Source organism: Cellulomonas taurus (genome assembly GCF_012931845.1).
Classification (GTDB): Bacteria; Actinomycetota; Actinomycetes; order Actinomycetales; family Cellulomonadaceae; genus Cellulomonas; species Cellulomonas taurus.
Window position 1 is genome coordinate 3,251,671 of record NZ_CP051884.1, and the last position, 17,565, is coordinate 3,269,235.

The following is a 17,565-nucleotide window of genomic DNA, read 5'->3' on the forward strand; positions in this document are numbered from 1 at the left end:
GCTGTCGTCGCCGAGGGGGAGGAGGCACGTTGTCCTTCCCTGCGCTGATCGGACGCGGCGCCCACACTGCTCGGCTGCTCGCCTGGGGCGTGCTGGCCTTCCTCTTCCTCCAGGTCTCGATCTCCATGCTGTTCCAGGTCGACGGCGACCTGAACGCGGCGTCCCGGGTGACCGGGATCGTGGTGCACACGGTGGCGACCGCCGCCTTCATCGTGGTGCAGCAGGGAGCGATCGCCGGCACCGGCCGCGGCCGCGCCTGGCCACGCTGGACCGTCGTCCTGCTCGCCCCGATCGGGTTGTTCGCGGCCCAGGAATGGGCCACCCTCGCGCTCGCATTCGCGACGATGTTCCTCGACTTCCCGCGCCGGACCGCCTGGGTGCTGGCCCTGGCCGAGACCGCTCTGACCGTGCTGGCGATGGTGGTCTTCGACGCCAACACCGAGGCGACCTGGGGCATCCCGGTGTTCTCCTGGCTGTTGGCCGGGGTGCTGGTGGTCCTGGTCCGGCTCACCGTCGAGCTGACCGACCTGCAGGTGGCGCGCGAGCAGATCGCCCGGATGGTGGCCGACGAGGAACGCCAACGGATCTCCCGGGAACTGCACGACATCATCGGCCGGACGATGGTCGCGATGTCGGTGCGCACCCAGGCGGCGCTGCAGTTGGTCGACCGGGACCCGGACCGCTGCCGGGCCCAGCTGGAGGCCATCGCCACCGTCGCCCAGGACGGGCAGGAGCACCTGCGCTCCCTGGTGCGCGGCGACCGGATCGTGGGGGTGCAGAGCGAGGTGTCGGCCGCCACCGACCTGTTCACCACGCTGGGCATCCAGTGCGACGTGGTGACCGAGGTGGAGGTGCCGGCCCATGCGCAGACCATGCTGGCGAAGGTGCTGCGCGAGGCCGTGACCAACATGCTCAAGCACAGCCGCCCGCGCGCGGTGACGATCACGATCAGCCGGATCGGCGACCAGGTCTCCCTGTGCGCCGTCAACGACGGCGTCCGCACCCGACGGCCGGCCGGCGGCACCGGACTGAGCACCCTGGCGACCGCACTCGCCGGACTGGGCGGTTCGCTGACCTCCACCGTGCGGGACGGCCGATTCGTCGTCGATGCCCGTGTGCCCGTCGTCCCGATCGAGGAGCTCCACGATGTCCACGCCTGACTCGCGCATCCGGATCGTCGTGGTCGACGACGCCGACGTGATCGCGGCCGCCGTCACCACGCTGCTGTCCACGGTGGACGCCTTCGACGTGGTGGGCACCGCCAGCCGCGGCGAGCAGGCACTGACCGTGATCGACGAGCTCCAGCCGGACCTGGCGGTGGTCGACGTGGACATGCCGGAGATGGACGGCATCGAGCTCACCCGCCGGATCGTGGCCGCCCATCCCGGGTGCCGGGTGCTGCTGCTCACCTCGCTGGAAGGCAGTGGCTACCTGCACCGCGCGCTGAACGCGGGTGCCAGCGGCTACGCGCTCAAGACCTCCACCGCCGACCGACTGTTCGACGCCATCCGCACGGTGGCGGCCGGGGGCGTGGTGGTCGACCCGGAGATGGCCACCGCCGCGCTCCGGTTGGGGCCCAGCCCGCTGACCCAACGCGAGGCCGATGTGCTGCGCCGGTACGGCACCGGTATGCCCACCCCGAATGTCGCCGCCGAGCTGTGCCTGTCCAAGGGAACGGTGCGCAACTACCTGTCCAGCGCGATGACCAAACTCGATGCGGAGAACCGCACCGAGGCCTACCTCACGGCCACCCGACACGGCTGGCTCTGACCCTCCGGAGCCGACGGTGGACACCCGGTACTGGGCATTCCTCGGTGAGTCACCCTTCTTCGACCCGCCCGGCCCCGGGACCGACGACCTGTGCCCCGCCCCGGCCGACACCCCCGCCGGATGGACCGTCGACACCTCGGGGCCCTGGGTCCGCTACCGGTCGCCGCGACCGCTGCCCGGCGCGGGATGGAAGGTGCATGTCAGCGTCGTGCCCGACCGGGCCCGGGACGTCATCCCCCGGGTGGTGGCGATCTGCGTCGACCTCGGACTCAGCGTCAAGACGCTGCGCAGCACCCACCTGGTCCAGCGGATGCAGAGCAAGTACGCCCCGGTGGCCCACTGCGCGAAGACGGTCACCGTCTACCCCCGGGACGCCCGGGACTGCGAGCTGCTGATCGACGCACTCGACGCGGCACTCCGGGACGAGCCCCGCGCGCTGGTCCCCGGCGAACTCCCGATTGCCGGATTGCCGGTCTCCGTCCGGTACGGCGCCTACGTCGAGACCTGGACCACCGGCGCGGACGGCCGACCGACGCCGGGGGTGCGCACCGGCACCGGCATCCAGGCCGATCGCCGGGGCGGTGCCGGGTCTGGGTCCGGGTCCGGGTCCGGGTGCGACGCCGAACCGGAGGTGATCGCCCGGCACCGACGCCGCGCCGAGGCCGACGCCGGAGCTGGTCTGCCGCTCTCCGCGCCGGTGCTGGTGAGCCGGACGGGCTGCGGGGCGCTCTACCGGGCCGTCTGGCGCGACGGCAGCCGGGTGATCGTCAAGGAGGCTCGGCACCACAGCGGCTACGAGCCCGACGGTTCCACCGCCGTCACGCGGCTGCGGCACGAGCACCGGGTGCTGCGCCGACTGGCCGGGTCCGGCGTCGCCCCCGAGGTGGTGGAGTACCTGAGCCAGGGCGGCAGCGACTTCCTGGTGATGACCGACCTCGGTGACCGCTCCCTGCTGCAGGCGATCTCCAGCGATCATCCGCTGGGCGTCCCCGGTGCCGACCCGGCCGCCCTGCACCGGTACGCCCGGTGGTGCGACCGGGTGCTGGCCCGGATCACGGGGCTGGTCGAGCGGATGCACCGGCACGGCGTGGTGCATCGCGACCTGCACCCGGGGAACGTGGTGGTCGGGACGGACACGGTCGGACTGATCGACTTCGAGTCGGCGGCGATCGACGGGACCGCAGTCACCCACGACGTCCGCAATCCGGTCTTCGCCGCCGGGTCCGACCCGCAGGACCTCAGTCCGGAGGTCGACCGGACAGCGATCACCCGGCTCGCCCTGCTGGCCCGGAACCCCGCCGCCGTGCTGCTGTCCCACCGGCCGGACCTCGCGTCGACCCTCGCCGATGAGGCAGCGCTGGCGCCGACCGCCGCACCCGCCCCGGAACCGGGTCCCGAGGCACCCGATCTCGACCCGCTGGTCGACGGCATCGTCGCCTCCGCGGCACCGGGACGCAGCGACCGACTGTTCCCCGGTGACATCGCCCAGTTCGCCGCCCCCGGGGTCGGGGTCGGCCTGCTGCACGGGGCGTGCGGGGTCCTGCTCGCTCTGCGAGCGGTGGGCAGGCCGGAAATCCGCCCGGAATGGCGCTCGTGGCTGGCCGACCGGGTGGAGGAGGCGGGGGGCTGGCCTCGCGGACTGGCCGACGGTGCGGACGGGATCGCGATGTCCCTCGCCCTCCTGGACGAACCGTCCTGGGCCGCCCGGGTCTGCGAGCGCGCGCTGGCGCACCCGGCCGCCACGACCGCGCCCTGGTGGGGAGCGGGGCGGGCCGGAATGGCGGTGGCGACGGCGGAACTGACCCGGTCCGGCATCCCGCAGGACCCGGCGGCGCTCGACGCACATCTGGCCGCGGTGCAGGCGGCGGTCGACGCCCCGGACACCCCCGCCGGACACCGGCCGGGGCTGATCGCCGGATGGTCGGGGGTCGCCCTGGCCCTGCTCCGGGTCGCCGAACTCAGCGGTCCGCGCCGCGCCGGCCGGTGCCGGGAGCTCGCGGTGGCCGCCGTGCGCCGCGAGGTCCCCGCGGTGGTCCCGGTCGGCGCCGGGATCCTGCTGCGCGACCGGGCCGGCCTCATGCCGCACCTGGGCATCGGCACCGCCGCCTTCGGCTGCGCGATCCACGCGCTCGGCGACGCGGCACCACCCGATCTGCGCCGCTGGTCCGCCGAGGCGGTGGAGACGTTGCGGGTGCCCCTGGTCCTGAGCGGCGGGCTGCTGCGCGGTCGGACCGGTATCGCGCTCGCCCTGCGCCGGATCGCCGGCCAGGACCCGATGGTCGGCGACCACCGGCGTCGCCTGGGCTGGCACGTCGTCCCCCGGCGACTCCCCGGCGGACCGGACCGCCCCGTGCACCTGATGCTGGGCGAACACCTGCTGCGCTACTCGGCCGACCTGGGGACCGGTGCCGCCGGAGCGCTGCTGGCCCTGGCCGGCGAGCCCACCGATCCGCTGTCCACGGTGCTGCGATTTCCCCGGCCATGACATCTGTCATGTCCAGCTCGGTGCACCAGCCACTAGGAGGCGTTTTTCCGCAAGCCTAGGTTCGTGGTGGCGACGTCCCTCGTCGCAATCGGAACGCATCTTTCGGAGGACGCCATGACCACCCTGACGCAGCTGCACGAGCTGGACATCCAGGACGACACCGACACCATCGCCACCGCCGCGATCAGCTTCTTTTCGACCGTCATTTGTCTGTGATCGTCGCCCCATGACATTCGTCACGCCCCGGGCCTGACAGTCGGCGCGAAACATCGTGATGGCGCGCACTGCACCCGCCGGTCCCGCTCCGACAGTCTGATTCCGTTGTCGCCTCCAAGACAACATCCAACCGAGTCAGTCAAGGGGCCATTGCGATGGACAAGACAGTCAGCTGGATCGAAGAGATCGACGAGCAGTCGTTCGACGCGGATGCGTTCGGGGCATGTTCCACGAACACGTTCTCGCTGAGCGACTACTGGGGCAACAACGGGTGGCTCTGCACCATCACCCACGAATGCATGTCCTGGTGCAAGTAATTTCCGTTCCGACAACGACGACGAGGGGAATGACATGAACGCGAACGACGAGGGCTTGGAGCTCGGCCGCTACACCGACGACGAGCTGCTGGAGATCGCCGACGGGGACACCGCCGGCGCCGGCACCCCGACGGTGGTGCTGTCCATTGTCTCGGCATGGATCTCGAACAACACCTGTCCGTCGAGCGCCTGCACGAGGGCGTGCTGACTCACGGCAGATGTCGGGTGCCCGGCCGGCCGGTCTCGGCCGGTCGGGCGCCCGTCCCCACCCGTTCACTCCCCGGAGGTCCCGCGCGATGCGCACCGCCAGCACGCTGTATCCCGAGCTCCTCCCGGCCGAGGTGACGGAGATCATCGATCCGATCGGGCAGATCGGCTCCATCCCGGAGCACGCTCGGGCGCTGTGTGCCCGATCGGTCGCCCCGGCCACCGCCTTCGGGCCGCAGGCCGAGCACCACACCTTCGAGACGGTCGCGCACGCGGTGGCCGACACCGTCTTCGCCACCGAGTGGGAGCCGCTGCTCGCCCCCACCCTGGCGGACGCCGACTCCTTCACCGCCGAGCTGCGCCGCGCGCTGGCCACCGACTTCACCGCGATGGCGATCCGGCCGCTCGCCGACGCCATGCCCGAGGACGCGGACGATCCCGAACGCGCCTACGTGTCGTTCTGCCAGGACCTGCTCAGCGACGGGCTCGCCCGCTTCGCCGCCGGTCACCCCGCCCTGGCGCAGCGGGTGGTGCTGCGGATGACGAACCGGGTCCGCGCCGTGGCGGAGATGCTGCGCCGCCTGGCCGCCGACCGGGTCGACATCGCCGCCGCCTACGGCATCGGGACGACCAGCCGGATCGCCGCCGCGGAGTTCTCCGGCGACCTGCACAATCACGGCCGCTCGGTCTCCGTCCTGGTGTTCGAGGACGGCACGCACCTGGTCTACAAGCCGCGGCCGGTGGACTGCGAGAGCGCCTACGCCGACTTCTGCGCCCGCGCCACCGCCATCGTCGACCGCCCGCTGGGTGCCGCTCGGGCGCTGCGCCGCGACGGCTACGGCTATGTGGAGTTCCTGACCGCCGACCCGAGCCACGACGACCTGGGCGCCGTCGGCACGCTGGCGGCGGTGATGTACGCCCTGAACGCCCGGGACATGCACTTCACCAACATCCTGCCCACCGCGCGGGGGCCGGTGCCGATCGACCTGGAGACGCTGCTGCACCCGCGGCGGCACCGGCAGACGGCGGTGCCGGAGAGCATCGACAACGGGTACCGCCGTCTGGAGACCTCGGTCTACGGCACCGGTGTCCTCCCGCTGGTGATGACCTCCCGCCACCGACAGGGCAGCGTCGACGTCGGGTACGTCGGCGGTGGTGAGATCCGCGGGGGCGGTCCGTTCCGCGGATTCCAGGTCGAGCACCCGTTCAGCACCCGACTGCGGGTGAGCTGGCGACCGGATGCCGCCGTCGCCCCGGCCGCACCGGTGGCCCCGGACCACGCCGCCGCGGATCGGGTGCGGTCGGACTGCGAGCGCTTCATCGACGGCTTCACCCACACCTACCAGCGGCTGATGGCCCGGCGCGCGGAGTTCGCCGCCCTGGTCTCCGACGCGTTCGGCGACTGCGAGCTGCGGTACCTGCACAACGCCACGGTGGTCTACGAGCAGTGCCTGCGACTGGTCACCTCCACCGAGCCCAGCACCGCGCCGGACCTCACCGCCGGACTGCTCAAGCGGATCGGCATCGCGAGCCGACACTCCGACCCGCGCCTGGTGACCTCCGAATGCGAGCAGATGTGGGCCGCCGACGTGCCCTCCTTCCTGATCGCGGCACGCTCCCGGCGGATCACCGAGCCGAGCGCCGAGCGCCGCGAGGTCGCCCTGATCCCGCAGAGCCCGCTGGACGAGACGCTCGCCACGATCGCGGCGCTGTCCCCCGGCGATCTGGCCGACCAGGTCCGGTTGATCCGCACCGCCTTCTACGCCAAGCTCGCCGACCCGCACCCGATGACCGACTACGACCGGCTGGCCCCCGCTCGGCGCAGCGACGCCGGGGAGCTGCGCGACCTCGGCCACCGGGTGGGCGCACACCTGGTGGCCGGCATGGTCGCCGACCGCTTCGACCATCTGCCCCGCACCTGGATCGGCCCCGTGGCCAGCGCCGACGCGGCGCGGCCCAGCCCGCCCGGGGTGCTGGGCTACGACCTCTACACCGGCCGCACCGGTGCGGCCCTGGCGCTGGCCGCCCTGGGCACCGCGCTGGAGGACGACGGGCTGATCGAGGCGTCGCTGAGCGTGTTCCAGCCCTCGGTCGACATCATCGCGCACGGCAGTTACGACCTGCGCAGCGTCGCCGAATCAGGTGCGGGCGCCTACAGCGGCTTCGCCGGGACGCTCTGGTCGATCGCCGCCGCGGGCCGGATCCTGGGCCGCCCCGAGTACCTCGTTGTCGCCCGGGCCGGTCTCCGGCTGGTCCGGCCCGCCGCCCCGCAACCGACGCCGGACTGGTGCGACGTGATCACCGGTGCCGCCGGGACAGCGGTGGTCGGACTCGCCCTCGCCGAGGGGGCCGGAGCGGCAGGCGCGACCGCCGTCTGCCGAGCTGCCCTGGAGGCCGACCTGGTACACCGGCTGCCGTCCAGCGGGCTGGCGCACGGTGTCGCAGGTCTGCTCTGGCTGGCCGCCCGCACCCACCGGCACGGGGCCGATCCGGCCGCCGCGTCCCTGGCGGAGCAGGCGGACCGCGAACTGCGCACCGCCTTCGCCACCGGTGCGGGCGGGATCAGCACCTCCCGGGAGACCGAGCAGCTCTCGGACAGCTGGTGCAACGGGATCGCCGGGCAGCTGGTCGCCACCGCGAGCGCCGTCGAGGCCGGGCTGGTGGACCCGGAGCGGCTGCGCGAGCTGGTCGCCCGGATCCCGCACGGTCAGGTGGCCACGGCGCTGACCCTCTGCCACGGCACCCTGGGGCTGCACGAGGTGGCCCGGATGCTGCCGACCTGGACCGGCGCCGCCCCGCTGGTCGACGTGCTGACCGGGTACCTCGGCGCCGACCGCCTCCGCGGTGGGTTGGAGGAGGTCCACAGTCGCCAGGCCCTCGGCCCGAGCCTGATGGTCGGCCAGGGCGGTCTCGCCTGGCACCTGGCCACCCGGCTGCGCCCCGACCTGCCGTCCCCGCTGACCCTGACCGGGATCGGGGTGTCGGCATGAGACACGTCCCGACCACCCTGCAGGTGGCGCAGACCGAATGCGGTCTGTGCGTCGCCCGATCGGTCCTCGCCTTCCACGGCCACGACGTGCCGACCACCGCCCTGCGCCAGATCCTGGAGCCCGGCCGTGACGGCCTGAGCCTGCGGCAGATCGACGCCCTGCTCCGCGAACACCACATGACCACCCGCATGCTGCGGGTGAAGGCCCTGGAGGGTCTGAAGCTGGTGGACGCCCCGTTCATCGCGCACTGGAAGGGCTACCACTTCGTGGTGGTGGAGCGGCTGTCGGAACGCAGCGCCGTGATCATGGATCCGATGCTGGGCCGCCGGGAGATCAGCCGCGCCGAGTTCGTCGAGGACTTCTCCGGGCTCATCCTCACCGCGGAGCCGGATCCGGAGTTCGTGCGCGTCCGGCGACCGGCCTTCGCCGCCTGGCGCGGCAAGCCGATCTGGCCGCGCGGGATCGGTGGACAGTACGCCGGGCTGGTGGCGCTGAGCCTGGCGGTGTTCGGCTTCACGCTCGCGGTGCCGATCCTCACCCAGCACCTGGTCGATCTGGTCAGCTCCGGTGACATCGGGCTCGGCCGGTCGCTGGCCGCGATCACCGGCCTGGCGGTGGCCTATGCCGCGGTGCTGATCCTGCGCATCCGGGTGATGACCTCCGTGGTCCGAGCGGTGAGCTGGCAGCTGTTGACCGGGGCCTTCGCCCGGCTGATCCGGCTGCCGCTGAAGTACTTCATGAGCCGCCCGCCCGGTGAGCTGATGTACCGGATCAACTCGCTGAACCAGGTGCAGGAGCTGATCGCGACCCGCATCGTGCAGGGCCTGATGGACATGCTCAGCGTGCTGGTGCTGACCGGGTACGTGTTCTGGACCTCCACCCTGCTCGGCGGCACCGTGGTCGCGCTGACCCTGGTGATCGTCGGCCTGCTGCTGATCGCCCAGCGGGTGGTCAAGTCCGCCACCGACCAGGAGGTCCACGACTCCGGTCGGGCGCAGAGCATCCAGATGGACGCGGTGGTGTCGATCACCAGCCTGCGGATCGGCGGCTACGCGGACAGCTACCTCGATGACTGGCGGGGCGCCTACCGCTCGGCCCTGAACGCGATGATGCGCCGGGTGCGGATCCAGCAGGGCTGGCTCGGCTCGACCGTCACCGCGGTGCAGACCCTGGCACCGGTCGCCATCCTGATCGCCAGCCTGTCCTGGGTGGCCACCGGCACCATCACCCTGGGCCAGGCGGTCGCCGTCCAGGGAGTGTCCGCGCTGCTGTTCGGCCTGAGCACCTCGGTGTTCCAGAGCTGGACCGACGGCATCGTCGCCTCGCAGTACCTGGAGCGGGCCGACGACATCTACAGCTATCCGACCGAACCGCTCGGCGGATCGCGCACCACCGTCACCGAGCACTCGATCGACCTGCGGAACGTCTCCTTCCGGTATGCCGACTACGGCGCACCGGTGCTCAGCGACATCACGATGAGCATCCCGGCCGGGGCGGTGGTGGCGCTGGTCGGCGAGTCCGGCAGCGGCAAGACCACCCTCGGCAAGGTGCTGGCCAGCCTCTACCCGGCCAGCACCGGTGAGGTGCGCTTCGGCGGACGATCGATCCAGGACTACCGGCTGGAGAGCCTGCGCGCGGAGATCGGGTACATCCCGCAGGAGGGATACCTGCACAACCGCACGCTGCTGGAGAACCTCACCCTGGGCACCGCGGCCGACGAGGACCAGGCGCTCGCGCTGTGCCGCACCCTGCCCTTCCTGGACTTCATCGACGCGATGCCGATGGGTTATCACACGGTCGTCTCGGAGATGGGCGCGAACTTCTCCGGCGGACAGCGGCAGCGGATCGCGATCGCCAAGGCCCTGATCCGCTCGCCGCGGATCCTGGTGATGGACGAGGCGACCTCGGCTCTGGACAACGCCAACCAGCGCCTGGTGCACGACTGCATCGCGGCCCTGGACTGCACCCAGGTGATCATCGCCCACCGGCTGTCCACCGTGCTGGCAGCCGACCAGATCTACGTGATGAGCGGCGGCCGGATCGAGCAGGTCGGCACCCATGCCGAACTGGTCGGCGCCGAAGGCGCCTACGCCCGGCTGTTCGCGACGCCCGAGGGTGAGGGGGTGGCCCGTGGATAAGGTGACCGCCGCGGTCGTCGACTGCTACGCCGACGTCCTGGACGCGTTCCTGGCCGAGCACGACGCCGACCTGCGGCCGCTGCTGCGCGATGCCACCGAGCGGACCATCGCGGACCGGCTCCGGCTGGTCATCACCCGGGTGTTCGTCGTCGAGTTCCACCGGTTCCGGCGTGCGCAGGGACTGCCCGCCGACCCCGGGTCGACGGTGGCCATCGACCGCTACCTGGCCGGGTTCGATGCCGGGACGATCGGCGCCTGGCGGGACACCTACCCGGTGTTCGGCCCGCTGCTGGACCGGATCGCGCACGCGGTGGTCGCGCACCTGCGCCGGGTCGTGGAGCGCCTGACGGCCGATCGCGCGCTGCTGGCCGCGCGGTCGGTGCTGCCCGCCGAGGCCCGGTTGATCGGGATCGACCCGCTGGACTCCGACCCGCACCGGGGCGGGCAGACGGTCGCCCTGCTGCGCTTCGACGACGGGACCCGTCTGGTCTACAAGCCGCGGAGTCTGGCCCCGGAGATCTTCGCCGCCACCTGCCTCGGCATCGTCTCCCGGGCAGGGGAGGACGATCTGAGCCGGTGCGTGCCCGCCTCCCTCGACCGCGGTGAGTACGGCTGGCAGGAGTTCGTCGTCCCGGCGGAGCTGACCGGCGAGCAGGCCGCGGACCGCTACTACCGGACCTTCGGTGCGCTGGCCGCCGTGCTGACCGCCCTCGGTGCCAGCGACCTGCACCACGAGAACCTGATCGCCGCCGGGGACCGGCCGGTGGTCGTCGATCTGGAGACCGTGCTGCACGCCGACTTCCTCCAGGCGTCGGACGGTCTGCCGGACGCCGTCAACAACCGGCTCCGCCGCTCGATGGCGACGACCATGCTGTTGCCCCAGCGCATGCCGAGCGGCCCGTACAGCGTGCTGACCGGCGGGGTCGGCGTCGGTGACCTGCAGGACTCCGAGCGCACCGACTTCATGCTGGTGAACCAGGACACCGACGGCATCGACATCGCCCGCCGCACCTACCCCTATCAGCACGGTTCCAACGTCCCGCGTTCGGCGCAGGGTGAGGCGCAGGACCTGCTCGCCCACCGGGACGCCTTCGTGGCGGGGATGCGGGCCGGGATCGACGCGCTGGTCACCACGCGTGCGGACCTGATCCGGGTGATCGACGAGGCGCGGATCGAGGTCCGGCAGATCATGCGCGGCACCGCGAACTACGTGCGCATCCTGGCCGCCGCCACCCACCCGGACAACATGCGCGACGAGGCGCAGTTCCTCCGCGTCCTGGGCGCCCTGCACCCGCCGGCCGGGCTGCGGTCCGCGCAGACCGCCCGCTTCGTCCAGGACGCCGAGCTCCAGGCGCTCCTCCAGGGCGACGTCCCCTACTTCACCGTCGAGGCCAATGACGTCCGGATCCGGGCCGCGGAGTCCAGCTCCGGTCCGACCTTCGACGCCGCTCCCCGGGAGTGGGCCAAGCGCAGCGTGCTCCAGGTGGACGCCGGGCCCTGGACGGACTTCGAGGAGCAGGTGATCGAGGAGGGTCTGGCCGAGCTGCGTGACCTGCGCCTGCGCACCACCCCCACCTACCGCTCCCGGGACATCGGGCCGTTCGGGGCCGCCATCACCGACGACGGGATCGACTGGCGGACCGCGCTGGACCGCCTGCGCGCGGTGGCCGTGCGCACCACCGGGATCGACGGCCCGGAGATGGGATGGATCACCGGCGCGTACACCCCCACGATGGCCACCTTCGACCCCGGCACGGCCGTGAGCTTCCACGACGCGGGTGGCCTGGCGGTGCTCTTCGACCGGGCACCGGAGGCCGCCCCGGAGCAGGCCGAGACACTCCGTGCGGAGGGGGCAGCGGTGCGGCGCGGGCTGAGCACCCTGGTCCGGCGCTACCGCGAGGGCCTGATGTCGGCGGGGAGCTCGATCGTCTCCGGCCCGGCGTCGCTGGAGTACGTGCTCCGGCCGGGGGCGACCCGCAACGAACCGATCGAGGCGGCGCTCGCCGAGGCCGTCAGCAGCGCCGACCGGGAGCTGGCCGGTGACCTGTTGCTCGGCCCGCCCGGACTCTCCCTGGTGCTGGCCGACCTCCCCGACACCCCGGAGTCGGTCCTGGCGCGGGCGCTCGAGGCGATCCCGGTGCTGCCCACGGGAGGCAAGGGACCGTGGGATCTCGCCCACGGTTCGCTCGGCCTGACCTGGGCGCAGTCCCGGCTCGCGCGACGGCTCGGTGACGAGGCGCGGCTCGACGCCCTGTCCGATGCCCTCGCCCGCACCGCCGAGGGGATCTGCGGCACGGTGCCCCCGGGCTGGTGCATCGGAGCCGCCGGGACCGCGATGGTGCTGGCCGAGATCTCCTCCGGCGCGGCCGGCGAGGCAGTCGAGCGGCTGGTGGACTGCGCGACCGCCGCGCTGCCGGCGGGCGAGCCGGTCGACCTGTCCGTCTGCCACGGCGCGGCAGGGATCGTGCAGTCGCTGATCCGGGTGGCCCAGCTCACCGGGGACCGGAGCATGATCGACCGCGCCGCCTCGTACTGGCGCCGGACCGCGCGCCACGCCCGGCAGTACGGCTACGCCACCGGCGTCCCCTCCCGGCGATCACTGCTGGGGTACTTCCTCGGCTGGGCCGGGGTCACCGACACCGCACTGATGCTCGACCGGGCGGTGCTCGGCGAGCAGGTGTGGGTGCCGCTCGCCTTCGTGCGGGACGCCTCGAGGAGCGCGGCATGAAGATCTCGGTGCTCTTCGGTCAGCAGATCGACCGGCTCGAACCCCTGGAGCAGTACGCCCGGCTGTGCGCCGACCGCGACCTGCGGTTGTGGACCGGCCAGTCGCTGATGATCGAGACGCATGCCGCGCTGGCCGCCCTCGCGGCACGGGGGCCGGCCGTGGACGTCGGGATGGCGGTGGCGGTCGCGCCGTTGCGCACGCCCTACGACGCCTTCGCCCAGGCCCGATCGATCGCGACCCTCAGCGGCCGATCGGTCAGCGCCGCCTACGGCATGGGGACGGCCGAGATGGCCCGGCACCTGCTCGGCCATCCCTTGGAGAAGCCCGCCCGGTACACCGCCGACTACGTCAGCCGTGTCTCGGCGCTGGCCCGTGCCGCCGCCGGCGATCCGACGGCCCACCCCGACCCCGCCGAACTGCCGCCCTACCCGCTCGCCTCCGCGCCGATCGAGGTGGGCTGCGGTGTGCTGCGCCCCACCATGGCGCGGCTGGCCGGAGAGGTAGCGGACTTCGTCGTGACCTGGTTGGTGCCGCTCGGGTTCCTGCGTGACCGCCTGATCCCGGCGCTGACCGTCGGTGCCGCGGCGGCGGGTCGGCAGGTGCCGCGGGTGGTCGCGGTGTTGCCGTGTGCGCTGCAGGAGCCCGGCCGCGATCTGGCCCGGTTGGCCACGCTGGCCTGCGGTCGGCACCTGGATCAACCGCACTACCGCGCGATGCTGTCCGCGGCCGGGGTGCCGATCAGCGACGACCGCGCGGCCACCCTCCGGGCCACCGTGCGGGCCGGGGTGTTCACCGGGGGACCGATGGAGACGATCCTGCGCACCCTCGCGGACTACCGGGCCGCCGGAGTGGACGAGGTGATCCTCAACGCGGGTGCGGTCGGCCTGGTGCACGGCCACGAGGAGGCGCTGCGCGATCTCACCCGCACGGTGGACGCATTCGACACACTGGGGACTGCCACCCGGCGAGACGAGGGAGACGACGATGAATGACACACCGCACGCACTGCCCACCCCCGGGTCCCGGCCGAGCGCCGTCGGGTCCGGCACCGACCGCCGCGACCGACTGATGTCCATCGGTCTCGGGTTGGCTGCCGCGATCTTCGTGGCCGCCCCCGTGCTGCCCGCCGGCACCGCCCGCAACTCCAACTTCCTGCTGGTGGTCGCCCTGGTGGCGGTCGTTCTGGTCCGCGCCGGGGCGACGCGGTGGTCCGGGCGGGCGACCGCGCTGTGGTGTGCCGCCGTCGTGGTCGCGCTGCTGCTGCTGAGCGTGTCCTTCGCGCTGGTCTCCCTCGACCTAGCCTGGGCGGTCGCCGTGGTCGCGGTGGTGGCCTTCGTCGCCGTCGCCCGGATCGCGCCCACCGCCTGACCCGCACCCCGGACGCCGGTGCCCGCACGGGTACCGGCGTCCGGTCATGTCCGCCCCGGGGCACATGACAGGTGTCAGGTCGACGGGGTGACCAGAGCAGCTCAGACCGGTGACCCCAGACCGTGGGGCCGCCGCGGACCTCCTGGCTAGCGTCGAGGAGACGGTCACATCCGTGACCGCACGACACCACAGGAGGTCGATCGTGAACTCTGTCAGCCTCGTCGAGGAACTCGGCGATCAGGAACTCTCCCGCTCCGAGGGCGCACGCGCCGGGGGCATCTGGACCATCCCCGGCACCAAGACCATCGGGGCGTTCTGCACGATCTCCTACGAATGCTGGGGCTTCGTCTGCAACAACGGCTGACCCTGTGCCGTAGGGCCGGCGACGACGCGGGCCCTACGGCTGTCCCGAACGGAGATCCGATGATCGCCCCCGCCGTGCTGTTCCCCGAGTTGACCGCCGAGGAGCGCGACAGCCTGGTGGCCCGTGCCCGCTCGACGGCGGCACCGGTCGACCCGACCCCGGCCGCCCCCGACCTGAGCGCGGTGGCCGAGCTGCTCGCCGGCACGGCCGTGCTGCCCTTCGAGACCAGCACCCGCGCGCTGGCCGCCCCGGCGCTGGCCCGGATCGTCACCGCCGTGCGGGGCAGCCAGCGGGTCGCCGATCCGACCGGACTGTCCCGGCGGTTGCTGCGCGCATGCCTGGCCCGGGTGCAGGAAGTCGTCCTGCGCACCCAGACCGCGCTGCTGCACGAGCGGCGCGGCGCCGTGGTGGGCAGCACTCCCGAGGAGCGGTTCGCCGCCTTCGAGGCCTGGCTGGACGGCGAGGAGGGCACCCAGCACTACCGGGCCGCCTTCCCGGTGTCCGTCACCGCCGCCCGGACGGTGTCCACGGCCTTCGCCGACCTGGTGCAGGAGGTGCTGTCGCGGGCGGATGCCGACCACGACGACCTGGCGCACCTGGGCTGCGGGCCGGACGAGCGGATCGCCGACATCGAGGCCGGCGCCGGGGACACCCACGACGGCCGCTCGGTGGTCGTCGTGACCTTCGACTCCGGGGCCCGGGTCGTGCACAAGCCGCGGGCGCTGGGCATCGACCTCGCCTTCCTCGGCCTGGTCGAGCGGATCAACGACCACCGCGGCGACCAGGTCTTCCGCGCCCCGCGGGTGCTCGACCGCGGCGAGTACGGCTGGGCCGAGTTCGTCGACACGACCCCGGTCCGGGACACCGAGCGGGCGTACCGCGCGATGGGCGAGCTGCTCGGGCTGTGCCACCTGCTGCGCGCCACCGACCTGCACGTCGAGAACGTCGTGATGTGCGACGACCGTCCGGTGCTGGTCGACCTCGAGACCCTGCTGAACGCGATCCCTCCGACGCAGGACGCCCGGCCGAGCGAGATCGCCCTCGCTCAGTCGGTCACCGGCACCGGCCTGCTGCCCGCGCGGATGACGGCACCGGGTGCGGGCCAGGGGCTCGACGTCGGCGCGCTCGGCTACACCCCGGGGCAGGCGTCCCCCTTCAGCACCCTGGTGCTCCGGGCACCTTTCACCGACCAGATGCGCTTCGAGCTGGAGCACCTGCCGAGCAGCCGCCCCGCCCTGCTGCCCACGGTGGACCCGGCGGATCAGGTGGCCTGGGTGCGTGCGGGATACCGCCGGTTCAGCACGTGGGCCCTGACCGAGCGCGAGGTCGTGGCGACCTGGATCGCGGACCTGTTCCAGGACGTCGAGATCCGCTTCGTCCCGGTCGACACCCAGCGCTACGCGCAGACCCTGCGCCTGGCGACCCACCCGGACCTGCACCGCGATCCCGATCTGCACGCCCTGGCACTCTGCCGGGCCGCGATCTTCCGCACCGAGACCCCGGCCCCGCTGCTGCGGTCGGAGCACGCGCAGCTGAGGCGTCGGGACGTGCCCCGGTTCCACTACCGCAGCGGGTCCACCCACCTGTATGACGCCGACGGGCTCCGGGTGCCCGAGGTGCTGGCCACCGGGCCCCTCGACCACGTGCTGGCCGAGTTCGCCGCCCTCGACCCCGCCCGGGTGGACCGCGAGGCCTGGTTGATCGGGCTGAGTCACGCGGGTGCGCTCGCCCAGCGATCCCGGCCGACCGGCTTCACCTTCGACGGCGCACCGGCCGACGCAGCCGATGACGCCGCCCTGCGCGAGCTGCTCGGCTCCCTCTGTCAGCCGATGGCGGATGCCTGGATCCCGGGGGACGGGCCGCACGCACCGACCTGGGTCGGCGGTCGACTGTCGGACCAGGCGTTCCAGTACTGGACCGTCGACGAGTTGCGCCTCGACCTCTACTCCGGGTCCTGCGGTGTCGGACTGGTCCTGGCCGGCGCGGCGTCGGTGCTGGGCGAACCGCAGTGGCGGTCCCGCGCGCTGGCGTTCTTCCATCGCTCCGCCGAGCGCCTGCTCGACCCGGATCTCTCCTGGCGAGCGCTGGAGCACGGAGCGTTCACCGGCGTGGAGTCCCTCGCCACGGCCGCCGACCAGGTGGCCCGGATCACGGGTGACAGCGAGCTGACCGACCGCTCGCGCCGACTGTGGCAGCGCGCCGTGGACGCCCTGGACGGGCCCGCGCCCGCCGAGGTGATGACGGGTTCGGCGGGAATGCTGCTGGCGTTGGAGGCGAGTGCGGTCGACGACCCCACCGGCACCCTCCCGGACCTCGCCCACCGGGTGGCCACCAGGCTCCTGGCCGACGTCGCGGCCGGGGACCCGGCCGCCGCACCGGACGTGCGGGTCCAGCTGTTCCCCGGCTTCGCCCACGGCCGGGCCGGAGTGCTGGCGGCGCTGGCCCGGTTCGCGGCTCGGTCCGGCGACCCCCGCGCCACCGCGGCCGTGTACCGAATGGTCGAGCAGGAGATCGCGGCCGCCGACCCCGCGACGGCGGAGACGTCCTTCGCCGGTGCCGGGACCCCGGAGGGGCGGGGATGGTGCCACGGCGCGCCGGGCCGGCTGCTCGCGTTGAGCATCGTGCGCTCGGCCCTCCCGGCCACCTCCGCACTGGTCGACGCCCCGATCGCCGCGCTCACCGCTCGGGTACGGGCCACCGGGTTCGGCGGGAACACCTCGCTCTGCCACGGGGACACCGGCAACCTCTGGGTGCTCGCCGACGTGGCCCGGCTGTCCGGCGACCAGCCGCTCGCCGCTGAGGTCGAGGTCGCGCGGCGGCGCTACGCCCACACAGTCCTGCCCACTGCCCTCGACCACCTCGGTCGCCACACGCAGGCGCACGCGCTGATGGTCGGGACGGGTGGCCCGGCCGCCCTCCTGGTCGACCTGCTCGCCCCCGGACGGTCGAGGTCCCCGCTGTGGCTCGGGTGAGGCCGGTCCT

At 72.9% G+C, this 17,565-nt stretch carries 12 protein-coding genes; all 12 read left to right on the forward strand.

The features are described from left to right. The first annotated feature begins 29 nt into the window (after nt 1–29). The 12 genes from HGK68_RS15110 (at nt 30) to HGK68_RS15165 (ending at nt 17,555) form a co-directional block, all read left to right on the forward strand. A complete protein-coding gene (locus tag HGK68_RS15110) occupies nt 30–1,160 on the forward strand; it encodes a sensor histidine kinase (protein ID WP_169166704.1) in 1,131 nt (376 codons plus the stop codon). After that, nucleotides 1,147–1,770: a response regulator transcription factor gene (locus HGK68_RS15115; RefSeq protein ID WP_169166705.1), complete on the forward strand. Its 624-nt coding sequence runs from the start codon at nt 1,147–1,149 to the stop codon at nt 1,768–1,770. Before HGK68_RS15110 ends, HGK68_RS15115 begins: the two co-directional genes overlap by 14 nt. A 16-nt stretch (nt 1,771–1,786) precedes the next feature. Further along, nucleotides 1,787–4,255, forward strand: a complete 2,469-nt coding sequence (locus HGK68_RS15120) for a class III lanthionine synthetase LanKC N-terminal domain-containing protein (RefSeq protein WP_169166706.1) — start codon at nt 1,787–1,789, stop codon at nt 4,253–4,255. Between the two features lie 371 nt (nt 4,256–4,626). Beyond that, on the forward strand, nt 4,627–4,788 hold the full coding sequence (locus HGK68_RS15125) for a plantaricin C family lantibiotic (RefSeq protein WP_169166707.1): 162 nt from the start codon (nt 4,627–4,629) through the stop codon (nt 4,786–4,788). A gap of 34 nt (nt 4,789–4,822) precedes the next feature. Beyond that, nucleotides 4,823–4,996, forward strand: coding sequence for a class II lanthipeptide, LchA2/BrtA2 family (locus HGK68_RS15130; protein WP_169166708.1), 174 nt, complete (start codon nt 4,823–4,825; stop codon nt 4,994–4,996). An 88-nt stretch (nt 4,997–5,084) separates the two neighbouring features. Next, on the forward strand, nt 5,085–7,985 hold the full coding sequence (lanM, locus tag HGK68_RS15135; RefSeq protein WP_169166709.1) for a type 2 lanthipeptide synthetase LanM: 2,901 nt from the start codon (nt 5,085–5,087) through the stop codon (nt 7,983–7,985). Continuing rightward, nucleotides 7,982–10,123, forward strand: coding sequence for a peptidase domain-containing ABC transporter (locus HGK68_RS15140; protein WP_169166710.1), 2,142 nt, complete (start codon nt 7,982–7,984; stop codon nt 10,121–10,123). Before lanM ends, HGK68_RS15140 begins: the two co-directional genes overlap by 4 nt. Then, nucleotides 10,116–12,851 carry a DUF4135 domain-containing protein gene (locus tag HGK68_RS15145; protein ID WP_169166711.1) on the forward strand — a complete coding sequence of 912 codons (2,736 nt, stop codon included), beginning with the start codon at nt 10,116–10,118 and terminating at the stop codon, nt 12,849–12,851. The genes HGK68_RS15140 and HGK68_RS15145 overlap by 8 nt, the downstream gene beginning before the upstream one ends. Further along, nucleotides 12,848–13,843, forward strand: a complete 996-nt coding sequence (locus tag HGK68_RS15150; protein ID WP_169166712.1) for an LLM class flavin-dependent oxidoreductase — start codon at nt 12,848–12,850, stop codon at nt 13,841–13,843. Before HGK68_RS15145 ends, HGK68_RS15150 begins: the two co-directional genes overlap by 4 nt. Further along, entirely contained in the window at nt 13,836–14,219 is a 384-nt protein-coding gene (locus HGK68_RS15155; RefSeq protein ID WP_169166713.1) for a hypothetical protein, read from the forward strand. The genes HGK68_RS15150 and HGK68_RS15155 overlap by 8 nt, the downstream gene beginning before the upstream one ends. A 202-nt stretch (nt 14,220–14,421) precedes the next feature. After that, nucleotides 14,422–14,583: a hypothetical protein gene (locus HGK68_RS15160; protein WP_169166714.1), complete on the forward strand. Its 162-nt coding sequence runs from the start codon at nt 14,422–14,424 to the stop codon at nt 14,581–14,583. 59 nt (nt 14,584–14,642) lie between these two features. Further along, complete coding sequence (locus HGK68_RS15165; protein WP_169166715.1) at nt 14,643–17,555, forward strand: type 2 lanthipeptide synthetase LanM family protein; 2,913 nt, start codon at nt 14,643–14,645, stop codon at nt 17,553–17,555. Nucleotides 17,556–17,565: the final 10 nt, after the last annotated feature.